Consider the following 23076-nt stretch of genomic DNA (forward strand, 5'->3'; position numbering starts at 1 on the left):
ATCAGCGGCTCTCGCGCTCACGCGAGCCGGACCGTGGTGCGGCGTTGTCGTGGCCGACTCGATCGACGGGACCGGGCATGCGAACGGCCCGCAGACCCCGCATCGAGTCTTCGGGCCGTTCCACGGACACGAACCGTGGCCGGGCCTGCCCCTCAACAGACCCGGCCACGCGAACGAACGGGCGCAAGCACCCGCGTCCCCAGGGAGCGGCAGGGCTCCCGTCGGCAGGGGCACCTACCGTATTCCCTGCTGCCTCGCACCACTCGGAGCACTACTCGTGATGCGGTTTCCCTTGGGACGGTGCAATATTGTCGTGTCTCAGCCCGCCGCACCACCTGTTTTCCCTGTTCAACAGGGTTGTAGTGCGATCGTTGTACCACGTCGCATCATCCGATCCGAGGCGTGAGCCGCGGTGAACACGTTCACCGCGTGAACAGCGTCCCGGGGTCAGTACCCCACGGGCGGCCCGGCAGGGTCGCTCCAGTGCAGTACCGGCCTGACCGGGACCGTGTACCCGGTGCGAACGTACAGGCGCCACTGGTCGACCGTGTCACTGTGGGATTCGCATGCCAGGTAGCCGAGGAACCGGCGCGCGTCGACGGCAGGCGTGCGGGCCAGCACGCGAACGACCGCTTGTACATCGTCCTCAAGGTCGTAGGCTTTATAAGGCTCATCGCCGGGAATACCGGTGATGGCGACGACGTGACGCGTGATGATCTCGCGGCCGTTCGGTGTGTGTTCGCGGTGTTCGTCGAGGCGGAGCGCGCACGGTCGGGCGATGAGGGAGTCCGGGGTTCCCGGGTCGTGCACGAATCCGGTGGCAGTGGTGACCGCCTAATGCGGCCGCGTGGCAGGTCTGCCGAACGCGGCCAGGATTTCAGGCCACGTGGCGGGCGGGTCGAGCCGGATGGCTTCGGTCACGTGTGTGGTGAAACCCACGAGTATGCCTTTCCTTGAGATCTTGCATGCGGGGGAGTAGCGGTGGCGCCGGTCGGTTCCAGCGAAGGACCCGACCGGTGTGGTGGTGCATCGCAGCGGGCGTCGACCGGTGGTGTGGCCTGCGGCCGGTCGCCAGCGCGGTCATGATCGCAGCGGGGTATCGATGAGTTCGGTTACACCGGGATTGGTGTGGGCACTGGCGTCAGGACCGCGCGGCCGCCTTGCACGGTCAGCTCGTCGCATCGGACCGGGCGGGGGGCGTCGGTGTGGTACTCGATGGTGATCGCGCCGGACCATACACGAGCGACGCCCGCCTGGGTCGTGTGACAGTCGGCCAGGAGCGCGTCAAGGGCCTCGGTGACGCCCTCGCCGGTGGCATCGGGTCCGGGCCAGCCGCACACGAACGCGATCGTGTTGTCGAGGACGTGCAAGGCGAGATTGCCGATGCGGATCACGTGTCCTTCTCCGGTGCGGTGGAACACGGTGGCGGGGACGGCGCTCCATGCGCCGCTATCGAGTTGCGGTTGGAAGTCAGTTCGCTCGAGCGGCGGTTCGATGTAAAGGGCGTCAAGGAATTGCACGTGTTCACAGGTCATGCCGTTGTTGTTCCGTTCAGGTGGATCGTGTACAAGGGTCAATGTTGTCGTGTTGGATGGGGCCGCTGCATGCGTTGAGAGACGCGACAGCGACCAGTGCGGAGTCAACGGCGAGGTTGTCTATCGGATGCGCGGGTGTGGCGGGCGGCGGGCCGGGTTCGTAGGTTTCCCTGAGTCGTCGTATTCCTCGTCGTACCACAGGTCGAGGTTGTCTTTGAGTGCTACGGCTGCGAAGACGCGGCAGTCGAGGTGTTCGCGTGTGAACGCGGCCGTGTCCTCGGGAAGGTCGCAGAAGGCGACGCCGACGCACTGGCCGAGCAGCAGCGCGGGCCGGGTGAGTTCCATGTTGACCGTGGCGGTGATGTCCAACAGCGCGAGCGCGGTGTCGTCGCCGTCGAGGTCTTCAAAGTCGTCCATGCAGGTGCGACTTTCGTAGGCGGGGCGGTCCCGTGTCGGGCCGTCCCGTTCGGTGTCAACGTCGGGTGTTGATGAGTGCGATGGTGAGGGCGAGCGCCATGTGGCGGTAGGCGTCGTTTTCGGCGCTGGTCGCGGGGCGCACTTCGCCGTAGACGTCACCGGCGACGGGGCCGTACACGACCATGGCGGCGGCGAGGTTGGCGAGCCGGACCGTGTGGAGGCCGCCAGCGCGCCAGGCCCGTGCGGCTCGGCGGATGTCGCCGCGCCACCAGTCGGGGTTCACGCCGATCTGGTCGGCAAGTGCGGCTTTGACCTGCCGGAAGTGGTCGTAGGCGGCGTTCGCTTGTGCCAGGTTGAACCGGAACGTGCAGCACGGGCAGCCGTCGTTGCCGTACCGGTCGTAGGTTTCCTGCGGCGTGAGTTCGCCGAAGGGGATGAGTGGGGCGTCAGCGGCGATCAGGTCGCGGAGTGTCCGGGCGATGGTCACCGGGTCGTGCATGTGGGTTCCTTTCACGGCGTGGCGTCAGGCCTGCGGTCGGGGAGGTCGCGCAGCGGGAGTCGGTCGGCCGCGCGGCGTGTCGGATGGCCTTCAGGGGGCCCGGGGCGATGCGGCCGCGAAACGCGGCCGTTCGGCGTCGATGCTCCGGGGTCTCATTCACTCTGTTGCGTTGTCTAACAACGCATCTCGCTTGCTTGCGATATACCAATCCTGTCGTGCCACACCCACAAACGCAAGCGATCGGGGGCGTTGTAGTCCACTTGTTGCCATCGAATTCGGACAGTGTTCTCGCAGGTGAAGGCATACATCATGCCAGGGGCGAGGACATGCGTCCCCGCCCCGCATTGCTCGCTAGGCGGTAGTTGCGTCCTGCTGCTCAGCATCCACTGTGGGCGTCACTTCCGTAGCCGTGTCATCGCGCGCATGGTCTGCCGCTGCCGCCTCGCGGGCCGTGCGCCGCCGTTGGACGATGCCTGCGCCGACCGCCGTGGCGGCGGCCGCGCCGAGGACCCCGGCCACGATCCACCAGTTGACCCCGCCCGGTGCCGAGGCGTGTACTAGCGCCACCGGTTCAGCGGTGGACGCAGGCGCGCTCGGCAAGGTCCAGGTCACAGGATCGCTCTCGGTCACGGTGGGTGTCTCGGACGGCAGCGGTGTACCGGCAGCGGGAAGCGCACTACCTGAGCCCTGGTCGGCAGTCGGGGCAGCGGGGTCGGGGAGGTAGACCGTTGCAGTCTCGGTCGCCGTGACCGCAGGCTCGGTAGGGGCCTCGGTCGGTACCGGTGAGGGCAGCGGCGTCGGCTCCAGCGGCCCGGACGGCTCGTCGGGCGTCGGCAGGTCGTCGGCCGGGTCGGGCCGGTTCCCGGTGACGGTGACCGGGAGCGTCGCGGTTCCGGTGGCGTCGGTCGCGGTGAGCGTGCCGGTGATGGTCTCGGACTCGTACAAGTGCGCGTCCGGTGCGGGCGTGATCTGGACTGGAATGGTGATGTCCTGTTTGGAGTCGGCGTAGGTGCACACGAGGGTGTTCGCGGCAGGGGCAGTGCACTCGGGCGCGTCGGTGGCGGCGGTCGCGTAGTCCTCCATGCCGGTGAGGTGCACCGTGATGGTGACTGTGGATTTGAGGGGGGCCGGTGCGGTCACGGTGGCGGTGGCGGCTGTGCCCGCGATGGTCAGGTCGGCATTGCCGGTGATGTCGGCGGCGTGCGCTGCCCGTGGGCAGAGGGCGAGTACGGCGGCGGTAATGGCGACTGCGGCGGATGGTTTTGGCACTGGAATGCTCCGTTCAATGCTTGTCCGTGTACCGCAATCGTAACCAATATGAAGACAATTGTCTTCACTTTATGCAAGCCGTAGTCAACTTGTTGTGCATTTCCCCAACGCGATCGCACCGTCAATGCCTATCGCCCCATCACGCACGTCTTTGCAGGTAGGAACGGTCAGACCTTGACAGGACCATGCAATGGCGCCGCACACGGACACCGCGATAACGACTCGACTACAACTCGTTGATGCGCCGTACAGAAGCTTGCATTTGTGGGTGTACAACGACAGTATTGACCTATCGCGGCAACGCGGGAAATGTTGTTATCAAACGCCATAGGGCAACGACGCCATGCACAGCGCCATAGCGGCAGATCGCACCGCCAGGCCCGCAATGCCAGCACACCGCTCACCGGAAAGGAGCCCCCATATGCGACACCGCCGCGCTCGCCGGCCCCAGGCGCTCCGGGGGTACCACTGGGCGCACAGCACCTGGCGGTACGGCACCATGCCGACCCCCGACTTGAGCGACCTCACCGGTTTCCCGCGCGCCTGGGTCACCGACTACCTCGATCAGTACCACTCGAACGGACTGTGCCCTGACTGCCGCACCTTCGACAACGACGCGGCCGCCGACCGCATCGTCCACGGCGCCATGACCGCGTGCTTGGACGAAGCCACCCATGCGGCGTGCACGGACCCGGACGTGACCGCACGACCCCGCCAATACCAGGCCGCACTCGTCATGCGCCTGATCGTCGCGTGCGAAGCCGACATCATCGCGCAGGAAGCCGCGCCCGAACCCTGGGAGCGGGTGATCGCCGCGCACGCCAGCGCATGCCCCGCCCTCGCCGCCGATGACGCCGACGACGCATGGGCCTGGCGCCACGCAGGCCGCTAACGCCGAGCTCGGCACACCGTTCCCGTCACCACTGGAGCAAGCGCACCCACATGACCGACACGATCACACCCGAATGCATCGACGCCGACACGGCCTCCGAGCCGTGCACCGGCCCGGCCTACGACCGCCCGGCCCTGTCCGGTTCCGGGTTCACCTATGCCCGCTGCGACCGCCACTACGACGCCTACGCCGCACGCCTCGCACCCATCCTGGCCGACTCGCCCGATACGGACACGCCGCCGTGGTGGTGGGACACCAGCTCCGACGAGACCTGGAACGATCCCTACGACTGCTGAACCCCAGCGGGGCCGCACGGCACCGGTGCCCGTGCGGCCCCGCCATCACGCCAGGCACCTCACCACATGCACCACCCGTACAACGCCGTCCACAGCCGCGTCCGCGCCGGCATGATCAGCGACCCGTTCACGCCCTGCTGTATCCCGCCGACCGGTCCATGATCTGCGGCCGATACGCATAGACCGTCACCGACCCGGGCACGATCGGCTCTGTCGCCGCCCATCTCAGGCCCCGCGCTGCAGGCCATGGCCGCCCCCGGCTCCTGGGTGTATGTCCTCGCGCCAACCCGCGTCGACATCATCGCGGCCGACCGCGACACCACCACCGGAGCCACTCGCACGGCTCCGGCCACCTGGTGCACCATGGCCCACGCCAACGCGGCCGCTACGCTCACCGCCGCGAACCACGACCGGCACCTGCTCCTGTCGTGACCGCCGGCCCACCCTGACGACACCTACCGCGGCCACCGCATCATCCTCATCGGGTTCGGGTCCACCGGGGTGTGCGATGACGACCGGTTCCATGACATGCTCGCCACAGACTGGACTGCCGTGGACGCGCACGAACCGGTCCACTGGGTTCGGCATCGGCAACACCGTAGCCGTCGACGACCGTGTCCCGCCACAATGAACCCGCACCCTGCATCCAAGACCTCCAGGAACCCGCGCCATGAACACCACCACGGTCCGCACCGAACGCGTCAACGTCCGCCTTGACACCCACGTGTCCGCCGTACTCACCAGCGAAGCCGCATGGCGGCGCTGCACACGCTCCGACCTGGCAGCCGCACTCATCGCATGGCACCTCGACACCGGGCCCGCACCCGCGCTCGCCGACCCGCCGCGGCCGCGCCCGACCGGACCCGCACCAACGCTCCACACGAGCTTCACACTCCCCGCAGGCCTCTGGAACACCTTCCGGGACACCTGTTGCGCAGGCGGCCGGACCGCGCCCGCGACCCTGACGCGGCTGCTGCGGTGGATGCTCGGCGACGAAACCCCGCCACCGCGGCATTAACCCCCTGACGCAGTGGGGGAGTGGAGTCCCGGTCCGCTACACGGACAAGGTGTGAACGGAGAGCGGCATCTGACCGCCAACGCGCAGACCGGGACGCCGACCACCATAACGCAACCGCGAACCCCCGCATCCGCACCGGCGTAGGCACACCCGCCCGCCGTCAACGTCGTTGCCACGCACACCGACACGACGATACGATCACCCACGCCCACCCTCATGCGCGCCACCGCGGACACGACCAGTGGACACCATCACGCGCCCCTCACCAGCACCACCACGCTCGCGCCACCGATCACGATGGAAACCACTCCGCGGCAGCACCCTCACCAGCACCAACACCCCGGCATGACGTCCACTGGACACCATCACCGCCACCACCAGCACGTGCCACCGAACCCGCCTCCGGCACGCGCACACCCCCCTATGGGATCCTGAACCCATGGCAGCGCCCGCCACCGACACCACCACCTCCAGTCCCGAACCGGTCACGATGATCGCCGCCGTCGTCCTCAACGACCTCCCCGCCCACCTCACCCGCACCTGGGAATACCGCATCCCCGCCGCACTCACCGCCGACGTCCGCATCGGCTGCCGCATCAAAGCCCACCTCGCCCGACGCTCCCGCACCGGCTACGTCACCGCCCTCCGGCCCGCCACACCCAACGACACTGCCCTCAAAACCCTCACCGGACTCATCTCGGCGCAACCGGTCCTCACCGCCGAAACCCTCCACCTCACCAAAGCCATCGCCGACCGGTACGCCGGCACCCACGCCGACGTCCTGCGCCTGGCCGTCCCCGAACGCCGCGCCAGCGCCGAACACCAACCCGCAACAACACCGCTACCCATCACCGCGCCGCCCCTCGACGCCTGGGCCCCCTACACGCACGGCACCGCCTACCTCCGCGCCCTCCACACCGGCAAACAGGCCCGCGCCGTATGGAACACCCGGCCCGGCGAGGACTGGGCCACCCGCCTCGCCGAAGCCGCCGCCGCTACTGCCGCCGGCGGCCGCAGCGCCGTCCTCATCGTCCCTGACCAAATCCACCTCGAGCTCCTCGACACCGCCCTCACGACACTGCTCGGCCCCGGTCGCCACGTCACCCTCACTGCCAACATGGGCGCCACCCCCCGCTACCGCGCCTACCTCCAGGCCCTCCGCGGCGACGTCCGCATCGTCGCCGGCACCCGCAGCGCCGCCTACACTCCCGTCACCAACCTCGGCCTCGTCGCCATCTGGGACGACGGCCACCCCGCCCACGTCGAACAGCGCGCCCCCTACCCGCACGCCCGCGACGTCATCCTCACCCGCGCCCACCACACCGGCGCCGCCGTCCTCATCGCCGGCAACGCCCGCACCCCCCAGGCGCAACTCCTCGTCGACACCGACTGGGCCGCCTCCCTCACCCCCACCAAACAAGGACGGCACGAACTGCGGGTCCTGGCGACCGGCACCGAAACCCACCTCGCCAGCGACGGCACGAACGCCCGCATCCCCACGTTCGCATGGAAAGCCGCCAAAGCCGCCCTCGCAAACGACCACAACGTCCTCGTCCAAGTACCCCGCGCCGGCTACCTGCCCGCACTCGCCTGCCAGCAATGCCGCACCCGCGCCACCTGCCCCCAATGCGGCGCCACCCTCGCCCGCACCGGACCGCACTCGCCACCCACCTGTACCCGATGCCAGCACACCGTCGACGACAGCCGATGCGGCACCTGCGGCTCCCGGCACATCACCGCCCGCGCCATCGGCACCGAACGCACCGCATGGGAACTCACCCAAAGCTTCCCCAGCACCACCGTCACCGAGTCCACCGGCGCCCACCGCTTGCACACAGCCCCTGCCGGGCCCGCCATCGTCGTCGCCACCCCCGGCGCTGAACCGCCCACCGCCGGCGGCTACGGCGCAGTCCTCCTCCTGGACACCTGGACCCTCCTCACCCGGCCCGAGTGGAACGCCAGCGAAGAGGCCGTCCGCTACTGGATGAACGCTGCCGCGCTCGCCGCCCCGGACGGCACCGTAGCCGTCGTCGCCGACCACGCCCTCCCGCAAGTCCAAGCGCTCCTGCGATGGGACGCGACCTGGTTCGCCGCACGGGAACTGACCGACCGTGCCGCACTCGGATTCCCTCCGCTGAAGCGGTTCGCGGCGATCACCGGCCCGGCCGGTGCACCCGAGCAGGCCGCCACCGCCCTACCGTCGAGCCTGAACGCCGAGCACTTCGGCCCCTTCCCTGTCGACGACGACACCGAACAGATCCTGGTGCGCGTCGACCGCCAGCACGCTGCCAAGCTGGCACGGGAACTGTCGGCACTGCGGATCCAACGCCAGCTCGACCCCGGCCACCTCCAAGTCCGGATCGACCCGCTGACCATCGCCTAGACCTCCTGGCCTTGCAACAGCGTGCCATGGGCCGCTGAACGCCCCGCTCACGATCGCCATCGGCAACATCGAAGAGGGACAGGGGCCACGGCAGTTTCGTATGCGAGGAGGCTCGCTAGGGCCCGCAAACACCAATGCCGCCAGCGGCAGTGACGCTCGGTCTTCGCGTCAGTCGCGCCCGGGCCTGGCCGCTGTGGCAGCACTGGGCCATTCCGCGGCCCGGCCGCTTCGCCTCCGTTGCCGACATGCCCCTTGACCTGCAAACTTCCTGCTCAAGCCGGGCTGCACCATCGCTTCGCGCGCGGTCGGTGGCCCGGGACGGTGGCCCGGGAGGTCACCCCTACCACCGAACAGGTCAGGAAACACAGGTGCAGCACTCCACACCGATACCCGCCTACCTGAGGACGGACACCGACCGAAACCTACACAGGTTCACATTGCCGTGGTTCCGTGCAGCGATTCACTGCCGAAGATCAGATGCAACGGTTCAAAGGCGAAGGTTCCCTGCATGCGTTCCGATCGGGCAGGTTCAACTGCAGAGGTTAGATGTAGAGGTTCTAGCGGAAGAATCTTCCGGACCCGCCCGGAAACCTTTACCGGACCTGCCCGGAAAACACTTCCGGACCCCACCGGAAGCCGCTTCCGCACCCTCCGGAAAAACCTGCCGGACCCCGCCGGAAAAATTTGCCGGACAGGTCCGGAAGTATTTACCGGACCCTCCGGAAACCACTTCCGGACGGGTCCGGAAAATTTTGCCGAAGGGTCCGGAAGTGGTTTCCGGACCCTCCGGCAGTATTTTCCGGACCTCTACCTCCGGAAAAATCTTCCGCACCCCCACCGGAAAACTCTTCCGGACCCCTAACCAGCGCAAACGTCAGGGCCCGGGTCAACAGACCCGGGCCCTGACGTGCCGATGCCGTAACTTCTTGCTGTGCTGGTTCCTCGGCGCCTCAGTCGACAGCTCCGTCTCCTTCGGCAGGTCCCGAATACTCAACTCCATCGCAAACGCACGCTCACGCACCTCAACCACCCGCCGCAGGAGCGCCGGCCGGTCCTCCAACACGTCATCAAGCCACCCGTCGACGTTGAGCACATACACGCACCCTGAGGGCTCCTTGCCCCGCCACAGGTACAGCACGCCGACCACGTGCTTGTCCTCAAGATCGCGAAGCGCCGTCCGCACCGACCGGCTCGTCGAGCACACATCCGCCGCCAACCGCTCCTGTCCCGGCCAGCACACCAGCGTCTCGTCAAGGCGCAGCGCCAACGCCATCGCCACGGCGACCGCTGTCGTGGCCCGCGGCCAGTCGACGGCGTCCCGAGCCCACTCGACCGCGCCCAAGCGGGAGGGCACCCGCTCACCGCTGCCGTAGGTGAGGGACTTCTTCTCACCGTCATAGGTGCGACTCGGACGCGAGGGCCGCGACCCGGTCCCCTTCTTGGCTTTACTGGAGCGAGCTGGCGCGGACTTCTTAGCCGCAGGCGCTACCGCGGCCTTGGAGGCGGCATCGGCCGCGCGGGCGCTTGCCGTGGGTGGGAACAGCTCCTCACGGAAGAACGCGGTGTCCAGCAGCGTGTCGCCACTGGTTTCGGTCGTGTCGGTCATGGCTTTCTCCACATCGGTTGACGCGGAAGTTGCCGACCCTGTAGCATGGCGACTCGAACGTAACGGAGTTCGCGGATGCTCGGTCCGCAACTTCACTCCGAGGGCCGGTGTTGACGCACCGGCCCTCAGTGCTTTCTTGGGCAGTTGCAGTCCACGCGCCCGCGAGACGGCCGCAGTCGGCCTCTCCATGCGCAGCGTGAACTGGGAACAGACGCCAGGAACAAACCATGTTCGACCCGGCGGGGCTTTGAGCAGCGCAGACGCTGCACATGCCCTGGTCAGCGCTGCACCACATCGGGGAGCGATAACTTTGACCAGGGAAAACAACCTCAGGACCGCATATCGTGGCTGATCGTGAGGTACGCGACAGGGAGTGAACTGTCAGGTTGGATCGACGCGGCAGGGCAGCGTCATGTACTCTGGCAGACACAAGACCTCCCTTCGCGGGGGTTGAACAACCTTCTTGCGAAGGATCTCGAAGAATCGAGCGAGGAACGGCCGCCAAACCAGCCTCGCTCTTTTCTTTTGCTCTCGGTTAGGTGATCATACACAGTACCCTGCCAGTCAAGGTCCCTGTGTCCGATTCTGAAGGCCGTACGCATCTGCCCGTTCCTGCAAGGAATCCCAGCGTGCAGCCGGGGAACACCCGCCGTTGACGGCGCTGCACCGGCCGGGGCGAGGCCCCGGCCCGGCCGTGCACGAAGGCCCGAGTTCGACTGCCGCATCGAAAACCTGGGGATGGAAGTGCTCACGTGGGCAGCGTCGTGTACGCTGACAGACAACAGGGACCTCCTTCCGAGGTTCGTGTTCCAATCCCGCAGGTCGACGTTCGCCAAAACAGGACGACCTAGCGGGATTAACTTTTGTCTTCCTCTGGTCAGCTGATCTTACACAGCTATGATCCTTTTCCACGGGCCGAGTCCGGATTCCACGGCAGAACCTTCCGGACCCGGCCAGTTCGTGCTACCGCAACCGGTTTCGCGTCAGAGCGCTCCGCGGCATCACCTTCCGAACAGGGCTGGCACGGCGACACCGCTGCGACCGTGACCTGTGCTGCTGCCGCACTACTGTCGCGTCACGAGCTGCCTGCCACGCTTCCATACGCATGACGGGTAGCCCCGCATGCGTTCGCTGCCGCAGCCAGGTCACGTCCGCGTACTTGTCCACAGTGTCCACAGCACCCGCAACGTCACCTACGCGAACGTGAACCCGACCCGGTGCGCCGGGTAGAACGACTCGGTCACCGCCAGGACCTGCCCCGACGTCGCGTCCTTGACCGTCCACACCTCACGCCACAAGGCCTCGCCCCGGTCGACGTCCAGCTTCGTCGACACGTCGCTCCTGCCGCGGTCGCCCGCTTCGGCGTGCGTGAGGCTCGCCGACATGTCCAGGTCGAACCCGGCATCCTCCAGGCGCGAGAGGAACCCGCCAGCGCCAGTGTCCTGCTCGGCGATCTGCGGCGCGGCCGCGATGACTTCCGGAGGAAACACGCTCGTCGACACCTGGAACGGCACGCCGTCACTAGCGGCCACGCGCCGGCGGACCACCCCGGGGTTCGTCAACCAGTTCACGGCCCCGAACACGGCAGCGGCGTCACCGCCGAGCGTGCCGCCGGGCATCGCTGTCGTCGACAGGTCCGTGGTGACCGCGACATCGGGCGCGTCAGCGTAGACGCCCCGCTGGTCGGCACGTTCGGTACGACCGGACATGGTCCGGTTGATGAAGATCGTCACAAGGTCTTCCTTCCTAGTTCGGCAGCAGTCGCATTCTCGCGGCCAAGTCAAGCGTCTCGCGTCCGGGGACCCGGGCGCGCAGCGCATGGCGAATGATTTCACGACCCATGCGGTGCGCTCGGGCCTGCTCGGGCGCGACCTGCTCAGCGGACCGGATCTCACTGATCGCGCCCGCAAGGTCACCGGTTGCGAACCTTGCTCGGGCGAGTTCCAGCCGGTGGCGCACATGCCGTTCCACCGGCATCGCGGTCACGTCCAAGCGCTCACCGAGCACCAGGGCCCGCTGCGGGTTGTCAAGTTCAGCTTCGACCGCGATCGTGTGCATGGCCGTGTTCGTCGGCCCGAACGCCGAGTACCCGAAGTTCGCATCAACGCCGAGCCGGACCGCCAAACGCCCGGCCTCACCGATGAAGTCCTCAGCTGAGCGTCGGTCACCGGCTTTCGCGGCCGCGAGCCCGCCGACGAGCCACAGCATGCCGCTCATCGACAACGCATGCCCGTCCGCGTCACTGCGCTCCAGCACCGGCGCGAGCGTCGTCGCGGCCTGTTCACACAATGACGCCGCCCCTTCGAAATCACCCGTGGCCACGAGCGTGTGCCCCGCAGACCGGTAGAGCGCCCCCAAAAGCGCCGAATCGTCGACGTCGCGAGCGAGATCCAAACCCCGGCATGCGGCCGACCACGCGAGATCCCCTTCGCCGAACTTCGTGAGGAACACGGCCGCCAACTGATGGGTGAGCGCCGCGAGCCGTTTCGCGTCGCGCCGCTCGGGCCCCGAGGTCGCGCGCACCGCACTGCCGGTTTCACGCAGCAGCGCCGGCAACCGGTCATGCACCCGCGCGTACCGCGATTCTTGATAGTCGGCCCATACGGCGTCGACCACGGTCGCGAGCCGCGACAGGTCAGGAGCGGGTTCAGGAGTCAGACCGGGAATGAGGCCCCGCCAGTCAGTGAGTGCCGCTCGCAGTGCCGGGATCGTGTCCTGGCGTTTACCAGACACGACCCACTCCGCCGGAAACGGCTCTCCCAGCAGATAGGCGAGCGACACGTCAAGCGCCCGTGCGAACGCACGAATGGTGTTGATGTCGTTCAAGGGCCGCTCACCGGTTTCGATGCGACGCAGCCAGCGCGTGTCACCTTTACCCACCAGCGCACACAGGGCCTCCTGCGTCATGCCGCGGCGCTGGCGCACGTGCCGGAGGCGTTCGCCGATCGTGAGCGTGCCGTCTCGAACGTCCATGGTGACGAGTCTGCCAAACCGTGATGGCACAAGCCGGGCCAAATTGGCCCGGTAGCGGACCGTGACCGGTCGTATGGTGTGACCAGTGTCCGTACCGCAGCGGACGCGATCGATGTCGAACAACAGCACAGTGTGCATCGCAAGCCCACGTCGCCAGGCCCGTCACATGTTCACGCGGTGAACAATGAGGCCGCTATCTCGGCGACGGGACCGCCGCGTTCATCACCATGTATCACCCGCGCGGGCACATGCCACGCCCGCGCCCTCGGGTCCTCGCCCAGACTGAGCGCACCGCCGACGTCAGCGACCGCAACCGGCACGCACCCCTGGCAGTCCTCCCGCGCTCCTGGTGACGCTTGCGCCTGCGATGCACCTGCTTGCACGTACGACCATGAGCAGACCACCGTTCGTGCACGGCGCTGGCCCTGCCAAAGCCGCCACGAGGACCGAACACTGACCTTTAACAGCGTGACGTGGCAGGACACCGCCGTTACCGAACAGCGAGGAGCACCGCATGGACACCACCTGCCGCCAACACTGCGCCGCCACTGCCAGCGCGACCCCACGCCGTGGCGGGACCGCATGAACGTCACCGCCCGCCTCACCGGGCGCCGCCGCTCCCGTGTCCTCCGACGTGAAAACCAGCGCCTGGCCGACCAGAACACGGTCTTGCGTGAACGCATCGCCGCGCTCGAATACGAGCGCACCCGCGACCAGTTGTGCCCCGCCATCCGCAACCGGCGTGGCTTCGACCTTGCCGCCGCCGACCTTGCCGCCCGTACGCAAGACAACGACACCACCGACTACTGGGTGGGCATCGTCGACCTCGACGACTTCAAAGACGTGAACGACCGCTTCGGGCACGCCGTCGGCGACTGCGTTATCCAAGCCACCAGTGGCACGCTGCTCAACCTGTTTGCGCACTCAAGCGACCGCACCATCGTCGCGCGCCTCGGCGGCGACGAGTTCGGCTTCCTCACCAACGGCACCGGACTTGACGCGCTCAACATCGCGCACTACGCCCACATGCTCACGGTGACCGCCGAGCCCGCGACCTGCAACGGCCTCCTGGACCAGCCGGTCACCGTCACCATGTCCATCGGTGTTGCCGCATTCCACCCATGGGCGCCGTGGAGCATGCTCAAACACGCCGCTGACTGCGCCATGTACGAAGCCAAACAAATGCATGGCACCGGCAGTCTCGTCATACACACCGCACTTGACGGTGTCGCGGTCGACGCCCGGCCGACCAGCCGGATTCGCGACCAGCGGCATGCGCACCCCGTTCCGTTGCACGCGTGACGCTCCGATACGTCGAGCGGGGGTCGCTACGATGCGGTGCATGGGTGCATGGGGCGTCAAGGCGCTGGAGAGTGACGAAGGCCTTGACGTACTGGCCTTGGTCGAGGAGCTAGCCGCCGGCAGGGACCGGGTCACGGCTGACGAACTGGTGGACGCGGCCCGCGCGGCGGGTCTGCTCGGTGACGACCCGACTGTTGACGAGTACTTGTATGACGTGACCGCGTTGGCGCTCGCCGAGATCCTCACCGGGGACACTGAGCAGCTTGCCGACCCGACCTTCGGTGGGACCGCGTTCGTGGCGACGCCTCACGGCACCGCTGCACTGATCGCGTGGGTAACGCAGCTGCGCGGCGGCGATGCTGACCGCGAGTTCTGTGAGCTGCGCATGCATGACCAACGACAGCTCGGCCACGTCATCGCGGTATTCGACGCGTTGGGGCGCTTGCGGCACGCCCGCTAACTCTGTGGCGGCAACGTGGATGCCGTGGCGGCACCTGGGGGCGTTCGCGCCAGCTCGGTCCGTTGCTCATCCACGTTCCAGAGCCCACCGGGTCGCGTGAACGCCTCGCGAGCGCGGATGCGGATTCAGGACAACGAGGCGACTACCGTGTCCTTGCCGTACATAAACCAACGCAATGTTGTTATATCGTCAACGATGTATGCACATCGTCATGGCCCACCGCGTTGACGCCTCCGATAATGACGATCCGGGCTCCGCCCGGAGCAGCCACACACCCAACCCTGCGCCAGTCCGCATCTGTCTCAACGCTTTATGTGACCCTCGAATGAGGCCGCCCGCCGCTTCGCCAGGTTGTGTTGCGAAGCGGCAGGCAGTTCCCGTTCTGAGCACCGGTCCCCTCGACTTGGAACGAGATCGGATCGGTCATACGGTCCGAGCTACCACCACCCGGTCTGGTGATCGGGGTGGCACGGCCGCTCCTCGTGATAGTCGAGCCTGGCGCAGGCCTTAAACGCCCGGTCGCTCGACGACGACGCATAGAACAACCGGGAGACACCGTCCCACGCGCCGTCCGCGCCGCAGGAGACGTCGACGATGCGGTCGCCGTTCAAGTCGACCTTCATGACCACGCCCGAGACCACGTCCGCGTTCAGGACGCGCGCCCACCCCACGAGCTGCCCGTTCCGATAGCCGGCACGGAGTTGGATGGTGCCTCTGGAGGTGGTGAGGCTGCGGACGGTGTGCTTCCCGGTGATGAGCGAGTTCCCTTCGGCTCCGCCGCTCACGCCGAAACAGGTTTGCTGCACAGCGACGTCACCGGCCGCGGTCGTCGGTACGGCGGCTGCAGCCGCCGCCGGGATGGACAGGATGAGCGCGGCCGCTACGGCGAGCGCTGGAAAGATCCGTTTCATGGCGGTGTCCTCTCGTGAAGGTGCAAGGCTGCCGCTGACCGTGACAGGTCGGTGCTCGCTCAGGGAGGTCAACACGACCCCGAGTCAAGCGGCGGCATTGCCGGACCAAGGTGTGCCCTGACCGTCCGGTACGTCGCGCCTGTGACCAGATGACAGACCCGCATATGTTGGATGACTTCGTTGCATTATGGAGCGAATGGCGTATCACGGTCATCCGTTGAGCGGCGTAGTTGTTCCTACGTCAGATCGCGTAGTGTGCCCGTCGCGGTGAGTAAATCATGCTGAACCGCGTTGCGCGACATGGCTATGGGCTGTCTGCTTGCTGAACGTTGACACTCCATGAGGGGACGTGATCTTCGGGCTCTCGGACCTGTGCGCCGGGGTGATGACCCCGATGCCCGGGAGATTGCCCCGCTGCGCAGCAGGCGAACGTGGTCCGGTACCTGCTGTCCGCCTTACGCGAACGTGAAGTCCACCAGAGTAGTACTGTCCGGGTATCTCTCTAAGTGATGATGCTGTTACGTTCTGCTATCTGGCGTCTCGGCGTCTGGATTGCGAGCGAAGTTGCAAGAGAACGCAAGCCGCAACTGATGATGCGTATGAAATCATCGACAGCATGCCCTCAGTTTCCCTCCTTCGCTTCTCTCGCCCGTCATGGAGATATCGGGATGCGATTCGCTCCTACCGCCTGGAGATCGACGGAGTCGAGCGCGGTTTCATCAAGGCTGGCGGAGAGTTTTTCCTCCAGGTTCCTTCCGGGGCCCACACGGTTCAAGCTCGGCTTGATTGGAGCGGCAGCCGTTCACTGACCATCAACGCTGAACCCGACCAAACCATACATATTCGCGTCGAACCGAACGGCTGCGTCCTGCGTGCTTTCTACCAGGTGTTCACCAGGCAATCCTGGATTCGAATCTCGCAGATCGATACCCCTCTTGCTGTGTAGTACCGTTCGGGTTTCGCGTTGAGTCATGCGGCGAGCACAAGTCGAAGCCGGGCTTGGTGGTGGTGCCAGCGGGCGTGGGCCTGGTATCGCCGTCGCCAGATCGACCATTGCGCCTGGCGCGCTTCGGAATCTGGCGGGGAGTGCGCGATGAGAACGGCAAGGCGGGCGCGGATCTCGTAGCGGCTGGGCGGGAGCGGAGGCAGGTCGGCTGGGATCTGCTGGCCTGGTTGTTTCGGCAAGTGGAGCGCATCGTCCCATGTAGATCGTTTGTTCTCAGCGGCCTCGACGAGGGTGTAGACGAGCATCGCCATGATGGCCAGAGCCAGGTGCCGGTGGAGCGCAGCCCAGCATCGGACCTGGTAGGCATCCATGCAGGCCAGTTGCTTGGCATTGCGGTGAATCTCCTCGATCGGCTAACGGCGACCGACGATCCGCAGAAACACTGACGGCGGACAGCGGGCTCCTTCTGGTGCGGCGCACAGGTAGAAGCCGATCTTCTCGCAGTCTCTCTCAGGCGTGCGGCGGCGCATCAGCAGCGTCGTACCGTCAGCCAAGCCCAGGTGTGCCCACTGGTAGAGCCGCATACCTTTCGATCCGGTCCCGCACGAGCGGGTTTCCCAGATCAATGATGGTGCGACCGAGGCCAGGGCTTCGGCGGCCCGCAAGTGCTCGCCCGAGTCAAGGTCGATCCAGTGGTTGGACCGGACAGCCATGACGAAGCCGAGTCCTACGGCCGCGGCGACACCGCGCAGTTCGCTAGAGGCGCCGTAGACCTCGTCGCCGGCCAGCCACCGCACCAGAAGGCCCCGCTGAAGGGCGCCGGTGAGCATCTGGGCGGCCAGGGCTTAGTCGTAAAGACGGCCTGGTCGTCGACCCCGGCACCCTGGAGTTGCGCGGTGTCACTGGCCCAGCATTCGGGCAAGTAGAGCCGGAAGTCCACCCATGTCTCCACGGTCCCGTTGTCGAAGACGGCGTTCACGATGGTCTGACAGTTCTCAAGTCGGCCGGTCACCCCTGCATGCTGGGTAGCCACTCCTACCGACGCCGAACCATGCTTGAGCATCGCCGTCTCGTCCACGATGAACACACCCTCCTCGCCGACCGACAGATCCTGCACCACTCGCAGGTTGACCTGTTCGATCAGACCGGCGTGGCCCCAAACCGCCTCACGCAGCAGCGCCTGGAACCGGCCCGGCGTTCGGTGCCCTGATGCCTCGGCCAGACCCCACGTCGATCCCGCCTCCGGCGCGCACACCAGCGCCCGGACATAGTCGGCCCCGCATGCAGCAGTCCTGGCCTGCGCGAACACTCCACTGATCGAGTCGATGGTCTCGGTGAAGACCCTGCGTAGACCGTCATCATCAATCGCTACGCTGGCAGCAGCGACCACTTCTTCTTTATTGCTCACACAACGAAGGATGAGTAGTCGTCTTCTCGTTGCCCCGCAACATCACCGCGTCCCCATCTGACAAGGCGCCAAGCAGCTCAAAGCATCAAGACCAGCACTCACAGTGAAACCCGGACGGCACTACAGGGCGAGTCCGCCAGGGGGCTCCCTCCAATGCACTCATGGTATGGCCGTGCGGGCAGCAACAAGACAGTGACGCCCATGGATGCAGTACTCACCATGACCGTGTTCGCCCCTGAGCATGACGCGTCAGAGCCAGTATCGCTGTGGCCGCCACAACCACTACGGTCCCGGTCTGAGCAGCATTAGTGACTCAGTAAGCCCCATGCTGTCCCAAGATGCAGTTCCTACAGCAAGATCGAGTCTGGGATGCCAAGTTCATGCCGTCCGCACTCGTTGACGGCGTCGACGCACTTATCAATGATTGAAAAGTCGTACATTTCAATTTCCGAGATCATTTGGACTGGAAGTTTTGCCAGCTCGCTCGAAAGATTGAGAATTGAGTCAGCATACGTGCCTCCGCCTCGTGTCGACAGCATTCTCATGAAAGCGACCGCTTCTGCAAGGGCAGCGCTGAAATCTGCTTCGCTGGTTTCTTTCCGTGTCGCCACTTGCAGTACAGCAAGGGCTCGCACTGTACCGTCAAAGGTGTGCGCGAAATCGTCGCGAACCCATCGGTCCTGCTCAATCTTATGTTGATCGCGGGAGAGTTTCAGTTGCGCTTGGCTCGACGCCAGCTGCGTACGAGCGGAATGCATAGTGGTGAAGTACGAGACCAATGCACCGAGCAGTGCACCAACCAGCCCGAAAATACCAGCAGTCACGATCGCTCCAAGGCAGTGCGGGCAGGTGGAAGCAGGAGAACGCGGCCGGCAGTCAAGCGACCTCTCCCATGAGCCGGCGGTGCTCGTTCACAAGCGTCACCAGTTCATCGAAGCTTTCCACAGGGAACAGCTTCACCAACTCGAGCAGATCAATGTCGGCAGTGACCGGCGTGGCGTCGACCATGGCCCGCATCAGATGACCGCGGAGCATACGGGTGACCGCGAGCTCGGCCTGCAACTTCCGTTCATGCTGGCCGAGATGCCGTGCGGTAGCCTCCTGGGTCTCGATGGCGCGGCCGATGGCACGCAGGGACGCTGCATGGACGTTCGTGAGCTCGTCCAAAGCTGTCCGAAGTGACTGCGTCTCCGCAGGGTCGATCCCCCACGTTTCGGCGCGGTCGGCGAGCAAGTCGGTGAAATTGGGGTCGGTCATCCATTCGTGCCCGGCGATGCCCGTCAGGTAAATGTCAGGTTCGCGATCGCTTTGTTGCGCGCCGTGGGACATGTCGTTGAGGGTGACGAGCGTGCCCGTGGCACGGTCCAGGCGGGCATCAATGCCGAGGTAGGTCGAGAGCGCGGGAAGCGGCTCGGCGTCGGGCCAACGTTCGTTGCGGGCGGCAACGGCGTCGGTGAGGACAGTGAAGGTCGCGTCAGTCATGCTCCGCACGCTAAAGCGTGCGCCCCGAACCGTCAACCGACACTTGGTGCGATGCGGAGTGAACAGCGCTCCTGCGAGAGAATCAACGAGTGCCGACGACGTTCACTCAACTTGCCTTGTTCGTGCTCCTGGCCCTGCCGGGCCTACCGTATCTGGCCGTGCGCCGCCGTGAACGATCCGACCTGGACCGGTCAGTCCTTCGCGAAACCGTGAATGTGGTTGCTGCCGGATTCATCGCGGACGTGATCGCGATCTTCCCCGCATGGCTGATCGCCACCTGGTGGCCTGCAGTGGCGTTGGACGTGGGGGCACTCATCGCGAACGCACCCGCATATCTCGCACACCACTACACGCGGGCAGGCCTGTGGCTCCTGGTGGTGCTGCTCACCGCCGCCGCGATCGCCTACAGCCTAGGGCGGCTCGTGAACTGGCGCGTACCGACACATCCGTCGTCGGGGTCGTCATGGGACTTGCTGTGCCATGGATGGCTCCAAGGACGACCGATGCGGGTTGGCTGTGAACTCGATGACGGGTCGTGGCTGGAAGGCGATCTTGGGTCGGCGAACACGGACATAACTGAGCACGCCGACCGTGACGTGATCCTCGTGCAACCGTTGCATGCCATCGAACCTGAGCAGATGACCTTGAAGCCGCTGACGGACTTTTCGGCAGTGTGCGTGTCAGCGCGGAACATTCGGGTCTTGTACGTCACGTACCTGGACCGGCAGGCCGAGGCGACATCGTCGGCAGCAGCGGTCGTCAATCAGATTTCATCTGCTGCGGCTTCGGACGGGGCACCGACGTCGATGCCACCGGAGCATCGACCACCGGACGTTGACCGAACTCCTCTTTAACGGTCTTGCCGCTGCCATCAGGGAACACGACGCGATCGTTCGTGCGCGTGGTCATGGCCTGCCTGCTTGCACCTTGATCTGCCATAGCGGTTCTCTTCTCACACGGCTTCACGGGCGGGTGCCGTGATCGATGAAGGGTACCGCTTGAAGGAGACACGCGCGGAACCGAACACCGGTCAGGACGAATGAGCTCCCGAGTACGCGCCCTTTGCAAGCATCGCTGGGTTGTGTATTTGATGGTGAGCACCAAGGACCCGGCCTGCTACGGCCACGACAGTCCGAGCAGAACGCGAACGAGCACCTGCAGTGAACATGAACAGCGGCGGGCCACCCACATGGGTGGCCCGCCGCTACTGGTTTAAGTCAGATCACTTCGCCCATGAGCCGACGGTGGTCGTTCACGAGCGCGACCAGCTCTTCGAAACTGTCAACGGGGTACTGCAAGGCGACGTCGACCCGTTCCATGTCCGCGGTCGGCGGTGCATCGGTGACAAGGTCGCGCACCACATGGGCACGAAGCATGCGCGTGAGTGCCAACTGGGCGCGAAGGTCATGCTCCTGCGACGCCAGAGCGGAAGCGACCGCCTCCCGCGTGCCACTACTGGGGCGGTCAGCATGCAGCGACGCGGCATAGCTGTTAGCGAGCTCGTTCAGCGCCGTTTGCAGGGTCGCGATCTCGGTGGGGTCAGTGCCCCAGTCACTGGCCCGATCAGACATGAGATCGGTGAAGTCCGCGTCGCCGGTCCACTCCCGAGCTGGGAACGCGTTCAGGTAGACGTGTGGCTCAGCGACGGACCGCGTGTCCTGAGGATCCGACATATCGTTGAGGATGACGAGCGTGCCAGTTGCACGGTCGCAGCGGACATCCGAACCGAGCCACGCCGACAGCCCCAGCAACGGTTCAGCATCAGGCCAGTCGCGATCCCTGGCTGCAACGGCGTCGTCGAGGGCGATGAAGCGCAAGTCAGTCATGAGTCGCACGCTAGACCGGCGCATACGTCGCGTCAACCCGCATCAGTGCACGATGGTGGGGACTACGCCGAAAGCCGATCCACGGCACACTCGCTACATGAGCGAGACACGCGAACGGTCCGGCCGTGGTCGGTGGATCTGGGTAGTGGTCGTCGCCGGCGTCGTCATCATCGGCGCGGGAGCTGGCGCTTGGTGGCTGGTTGATCCGCTGTCGGCCGCGACAACAGCTGACCGTGCAGGCGCGGTGCAAGCGACGTTCACCCTGGCGTTTGGATTCGGCGGCGTGGCCACGCTCGCGCTGTTCGCACGGCGGCAATGGCATCAGGAACGAGTGCATGAGCATGAGCGGCAGGTCGCCGCTGACGGCCGGTACGACGCTGAGCAGAAGCGCATCACCGACCAGTACATTCAAGCAATTGAGCAGCTCGGGCACGACAGTTCCTCGGTCCGACTCGGCGGCTTGTACGCCTTGGACCGGCTTGGCAGGAATCACCCGGATCAGCGGCAGGTGGTTGCGGAGGTGTGGTGCGCGTACCTGCGGCGGCGGTTTGATCCCTACCAAGTCCTTGTCGAACCTATTGGCGATCGCACGTCTGCTGATGTGGTGACGGCGGCGTTCGAAGAGTTCCAAGTGCGCGCGACCACGCAACGTCTTCTGGCACGGCACCTTCGTCCCCGGCCGAACCCGAGTACGGGAGCGGATGAGCATTGGCAGCTGGAGCGCATCGACTTGACCGGCGCGGCCTTGGTAAACCCTGATTTCAGGGATTGCGTCCTGCCATTGATGGAGGCTCGAGGATTGCAGTGCTTCCGGCGTGCAAGGTTCGATCGTGCGAGGTTCACGGCGCCCTCGTTCTTGCAGGAGGCCAGGTTTCACGAACCGGCGAGTTTCGAGGACGCGCAGTTCGCGGAAATCGTGTCGTTCCACGGAGCGGTGTTTGCCGAGGACGTGAGCTTTCGCGGTGTCGAGTTCAAGGGTGTGGCACGGTTCGATGAGGTCCAGTTTGACGGCGTCACCGGATTGCAGGAGGCCATGTTCCACCAGCAAGCGCGTTTCAGCTTCCTGACCATCGGCGACCCGGCGGCGGTTGACCTGTCGGGTGCTGCCGCTGCGGACGCAAGCTTCGACGATCCCCAAACAGTGTGGCCCCCGGGATGGGAGAAAGGCACCACGACTGGAATTGGCTGCCGCGCGTTGTGCCGCAACGATAACAGCCCGTCCGGTAACGAATCATGGCCGCGACCCACCACGTGACACGCCAAAAAGGGCCCCGCGCTCGTGCGCGGGGCCAGTGCGGATGCGGTCAGGGACGCGGCCAGCGGGTGATGGTTTGCACCTCCACGACGCGGCCGTTCTCGTCGTAGATGGGCTTCGATGCAGTCAAGGCCTGGTCGCCGTAGACGGGCGCGCCGATCATGCCGAGGAGCACACCAAGCTTCGGCCACCTCGCTTCAAGGCCGCGGACGATCGCGGCGTAAATGGCGGCAACAGCACCGGTCGCGCCGACTGCGAGCGCGGTCGAGGTGTCCTGGTCGAGGATGATGCCGTATTCGGTGGCGGCCCAGGTGACGGTGATGCCGACGCCGAGGGGGACATAGGTGCGGATGAGGGACACAATGGTGTTTGACAGCAATGCCGGTTACTCCTGGTCAGTGGAGGTTGCGTGGTGACGCCGGTAGCGGCGGGCGAAGTGGGCGACGAGCCACAGCGTCCGGGCGCCGATGGCAGCCGCCGTGGCTTCACCGGGGACGTGGTCGGTGATGGAGTCGGTCCACGGCACGGTCGCGGGGTTCTGGTCGGCGGCCCCGATCTCCATGCCGAGGACGACGCCGGTGAGGCCGAGGAAGACCAC

The 23076-nt window shown here is 65.9% G+C and carries 26 protein-coding genes; 11 read left to right on the forward strand and 15 right to left on the reverse strand.

From position 1 onward, the window contains the following. Positions 1-447: 447 nt before the first annotated feature. The 5 genes from LO763_RS22660 to LO763_RS22680 form a co-directional block, all read right to left on the reverse strand. On the reverse strand, positions 448-810 hold the full coding sequence (locus LO763_RS22660; RefSeq protein ID WP_230789274.1) for a hypothetical protein: 363 nt from the start codon (positions 808-810) through the stop codon (positions 448-450). A gap of 302 nt (positions 811-1112) precedes the next feature. After that, positions 1113-1394, reverse strand: coding sequence for a hypothetical protein (locus LO763_RS22665; RefSeq protein WP_230789277.1), 282 nt, complete (start codon positions 1392-1394; stop codon positions 1113-1115). A gap of 261 nt (positions 1395-1655) precedes the next feature. Further along, positions 1656-1952 (reverse strand): hypothetical protein, encoded by a 297-nt coding sequence (locus LO763_RS22670; RefSeq protein WP_230789280.1) that lies wholly within the window; start codon positions 1950-1952, stop codon positions 1656-1658. Between the two features lie 55 nt (positions 1953-2007). Beyond that, on the reverse strand, positions 2008-2451 hold the full coding sequence (locus LO763_RS22675) for a hypothetical protein (protein WP_230789284.1): 444 nt from the start codon (positions 2449-2451) through the stop codon (positions 2008-2010). A gap of 351 nt (positions 2452-2802) precedes the next feature. Then, on the reverse strand, positions 2803-3720 hold the full coding sequence (locus tag LO763_RS22680; RefSeq protein ID WP_230789287.1) for a hypothetical protein: 918 nt from the start codon (positions 3718-3720) through the stop codon (positions 2803-2805). 421 nt (positions 3721-4141) lie between these two features. On the opposite strand from LO763_RS22680, the gene LO763_RS22685 reads away from it, so the two are divergent. The 5 genes from LO763_RS22685 to LO763_RS29455 all read left to right on the forward strand — a co-directional run bounded on the left by LO763_RS22685 (position 4142) and on the right by LO763_RS29455 (position 8309). Next, positions 4142-4612, forward strand: coding sequence for a hypothetical protein (locus LO763_RS22685; RefSeq protein ID WP_230789290.1), 471 nt, complete (start codon positions 4142-4144; stop codon positions 4610-4612). 50 nt (positions 4613-4662) lie between these two features. Then, a complete protein-coding gene (locus tag LO763_RS22690) occupies positions 4663-4908 on the forward strand; it encodes a hypothetical protein (protein ID WP_230789292.1) in 246 nt (81 codons plus the stop codon). Positions 4909-5154: 246 nt separating this feature from the next. Further along, the gene (locus tag LO763_RS22695) at positions 5155-5340 is read left to right on the forward strand and encodes a hypothetical protein (RefSeq protein WP_230789295.1); all 186 of its coding nucleotides are present in this window, start codon (positions 5155-5157) and stop codon (positions 5338-5340) included. Between the two features lie 238 nt (positions 5341-5578). Next, positions 5579-5926: a hypothetical protein gene (locus tag LO763_RS22700; RefSeq protein ID WP_230789297.1), complete on the forward strand. Its 348-nt coding sequence runs from the start codon at positions 5579-5581 to the stop codon at positions 5924-5926. A 439-nt stretch (positions 5927-6365) separates the two neighbouring features. Next, the gene (locus LO763_RS29455; RefSeq protein ID WP_304608868.1) at positions 6366-8309 is read left to right on the forward strand and encodes a primosomal protein N' family DNA-binding protein; all 1944 of its coding nucleotides are present in this window, start codon (positions 6366-6368) and stop codon (positions 8307-8309) included. Between the two features lie 886 nt (positions 8310-9195). Here the strand turns inward: LO763_RS29455 and LO763_RS22710 are convergent. The 3 genes from LO763_RS22710 to LO763_RS22720 all read right to left on the reverse strand — a co-directional run bounded on the left by LO763_RS22710 (position 9196) and on the right by LO763_RS22720 (position 12888). Beyond that, positions 9196-9915: a hypothetical protein gene (locus LO763_RS22710; protein WP_230789299.1), complete on the reverse strand. Its 720-nt coding sequence runs from the start codon at positions 9913-9915 to the stop codon at positions 9196-9198. 1193 nt (positions 9916-11108) lie between these two features. Then, the gene (locus tag LO763_RS22715) at positions 11109-11648 is read right to left on the reverse strand and encodes a GntR family transcriptional regulator (RefSeq protein ID WP_230789301.1); all 540 of its coding nucleotides are present in this window, start codon (positions 11646-11648) and stop codon (positions 11109-11111) included. A 13-nt stretch (positions 11649-11661) separates the two neighbouring features. Continuing rightward, entirely contained in the window at positions 11662-12888 is a 1227-nt protein-coding gene (locus LO763_RS22720; RefSeq protein ID WP_230789303.1) for a helix-turn-helix domain-containing protein, read from the reverse strand. Positions 12889-13470: 582 nt separating this feature from the next. Between LO763_RS22720 and LO763_RS22725 the strand changes: the two genes are divergently transcribed. Then, on the forward strand, positions 13471-14190 hold the full coding sequence (locus tag LO763_RS22725) for a GGDEF domain-containing protein (protein ID WP_230789304.1): 720 nt from the start codon (positions 13471-13473) through the stop codon (positions 14188-14190). 40 nt (positions 14191-14230) lie between these two features. Then, positions 14231-14650 carry a DUF4259 domain-containing protein gene (locus LO763_RS22730; RefSeq protein WP_230789306.1) on the forward strand — a complete coding sequence of 140 codons (420 nt, stop codon included), beginning with the start codon at positions 14231-14233 and terminating at the stop codon, positions 14648-14650. A gap of 437 nt (positions 14651-15087) precedes the next feature. Here LO763_RS22730 and LO763_RS22735 read toward each other — a convergent pair whose 3' ends face one another. Beyond that, positions 15088-15561, reverse strand: a complete 474-nt coding sequence (locus tag LO763_RS22735; protein ID WP_230789308.1) for a hypothetical protein — start codon at positions 15559-15561, stop codon at positions 15088-15090. Positions 15562-16177: 616 nt separating this feature from the next. Here LO763_RS22735 and LO763_RS22740 point away from each other — a divergent pair. Then, positions 16178-16507, forward strand: coding sequence for a hypothetical protein (locus LO763_RS22740; RefSeq protein ID WP_230789311.1), 330 nt, complete (start codon positions 16178-16180; stop codon positions 16505-16507). A 140-nt stretch (positions 16508-16647) separates the two neighbouring features. Beyond that, the gene (locus LO763_RS22745; protein WP_230789313.1) at positions 16648-16953 is read left to right on the forward strand and encodes a hypothetical protein; all 306 of its coding nucleotides are present in this window, start codon (positions 16648-16650) and stop codon (positions 16951-16953) included. A 281-nt stretch (positions 16954-17234) separates the two neighbouring features. Here LO763_RS22745 and LO763_RS22750 read toward each other — a convergent pair whose 3' ends face one another. The 3 genes from LO763_RS22750 to LO763_RS22760 all read right to left on the reverse strand — a co-directional run bounded on the left by LO763_RS22750 (position 17235) and on the right by LO763_RS22760 (position 19397). Beyond that, positions 17235-17915 (reverse strand): transposase, encoded by a 681-nt coding sequence (locus tag LO763_RS22750; RefSeq protein WP_230789315.1) that lies wholly within the window; start codon positions 17913-17915, stop codon positions 17235-17237. 347 nt (positions 17916-18262) lie between these two features. Then, complete coding sequence (locus LO763_RS22755) at positions 18263-18739, reverse strand: hypothetical protein (RefSeq protein ID WP_230789317.1); 477 nt, start codon at positions 18737-18739, stop codon at positions 18263-18265. 52 nt (positions 18740-18791) lie between these two features. Beyond that, positions 18792-19397: a hypothetical protein gene (locus LO763_RS22760; protein ID WP_230789319.1), complete on the reverse strand. Its 606-nt coding sequence runs from the start codon at positions 19395-19397 to the stop codon at positions 18792-18794. 89 nt (positions 19398-19486) lie between these two features. Between LO763_RS22760 and LO763_RS22765 the strand changes: the two genes are divergently transcribed. After that, a complete protein-coding gene (locus LO763_RS22765; protein WP_230789321.1) occupies positions 19487-20251 on the forward strand; it encodes a DUF6338 family protein in 765 nt (254 codons plus the stop codon). Positions 20252-20614: 363 nt separating this feature from the next. Here the strand turns inward: LO763_RS22765 and LO763_RS22770 are convergent, their stop codons facing one another. Beyond that, on the reverse strand, positions 20615-21223 hold the full coding sequence (locus LO763_RS22770; RefSeq protein WP_230789323.1) for a hypothetical protein: 609 nt from the start codon (positions 21221-21223) through the stop codon (positions 20615-20617). A gap of 97 nt (positions 21224-21320) precedes the next feature. On the opposite strand from LO763_RS22770, the gene LO763_RS22775 reads away from it, so the two are divergent. After that, entirely contained in the window at positions 21321-22478 is a 1158-nt protein-coding gene (locus LO763_RS22775) for a pentapeptide repeat-containing protein (protein WP_230789325.1), read from the forward strand. Between the two features lie 49 nt (positions 22479-22527). On the opposite strand, the gene LO763_RS22780 is transcribed toward LO763_RS22775, so the two are convergent. After that, a complete protein-coding gene (locus LO763_RS22780; RefSeq protein WP_230789328.1) occupies positions 22528-22857 on the reverse strand; it encodes a hypothetical protein in 330 nt (109 codons plus the stop codon). A gap of 6 nt (positions 22858-22863) precedes the next feature. Further along, positions 22864-23076 (reverse strand): hypothetical protein, encoded by a 213-nt coding sequence (locus tag LO763_RS22785; RefSeq protein WP_230789332.1) that lies wholly within the window; start codon positions 23074-23076, stop codon positions 22864-22866.

It is taken from the genome of Glycomyces amatae, assembly GCF_020991375.1.
Classification (GTDB): domain Bacteria; phylum Actinomycetota; class Actinomycetes; order Mycobacteriales; family Micromonosporaceae; genus Glycomyces; species Glycomyces amatae.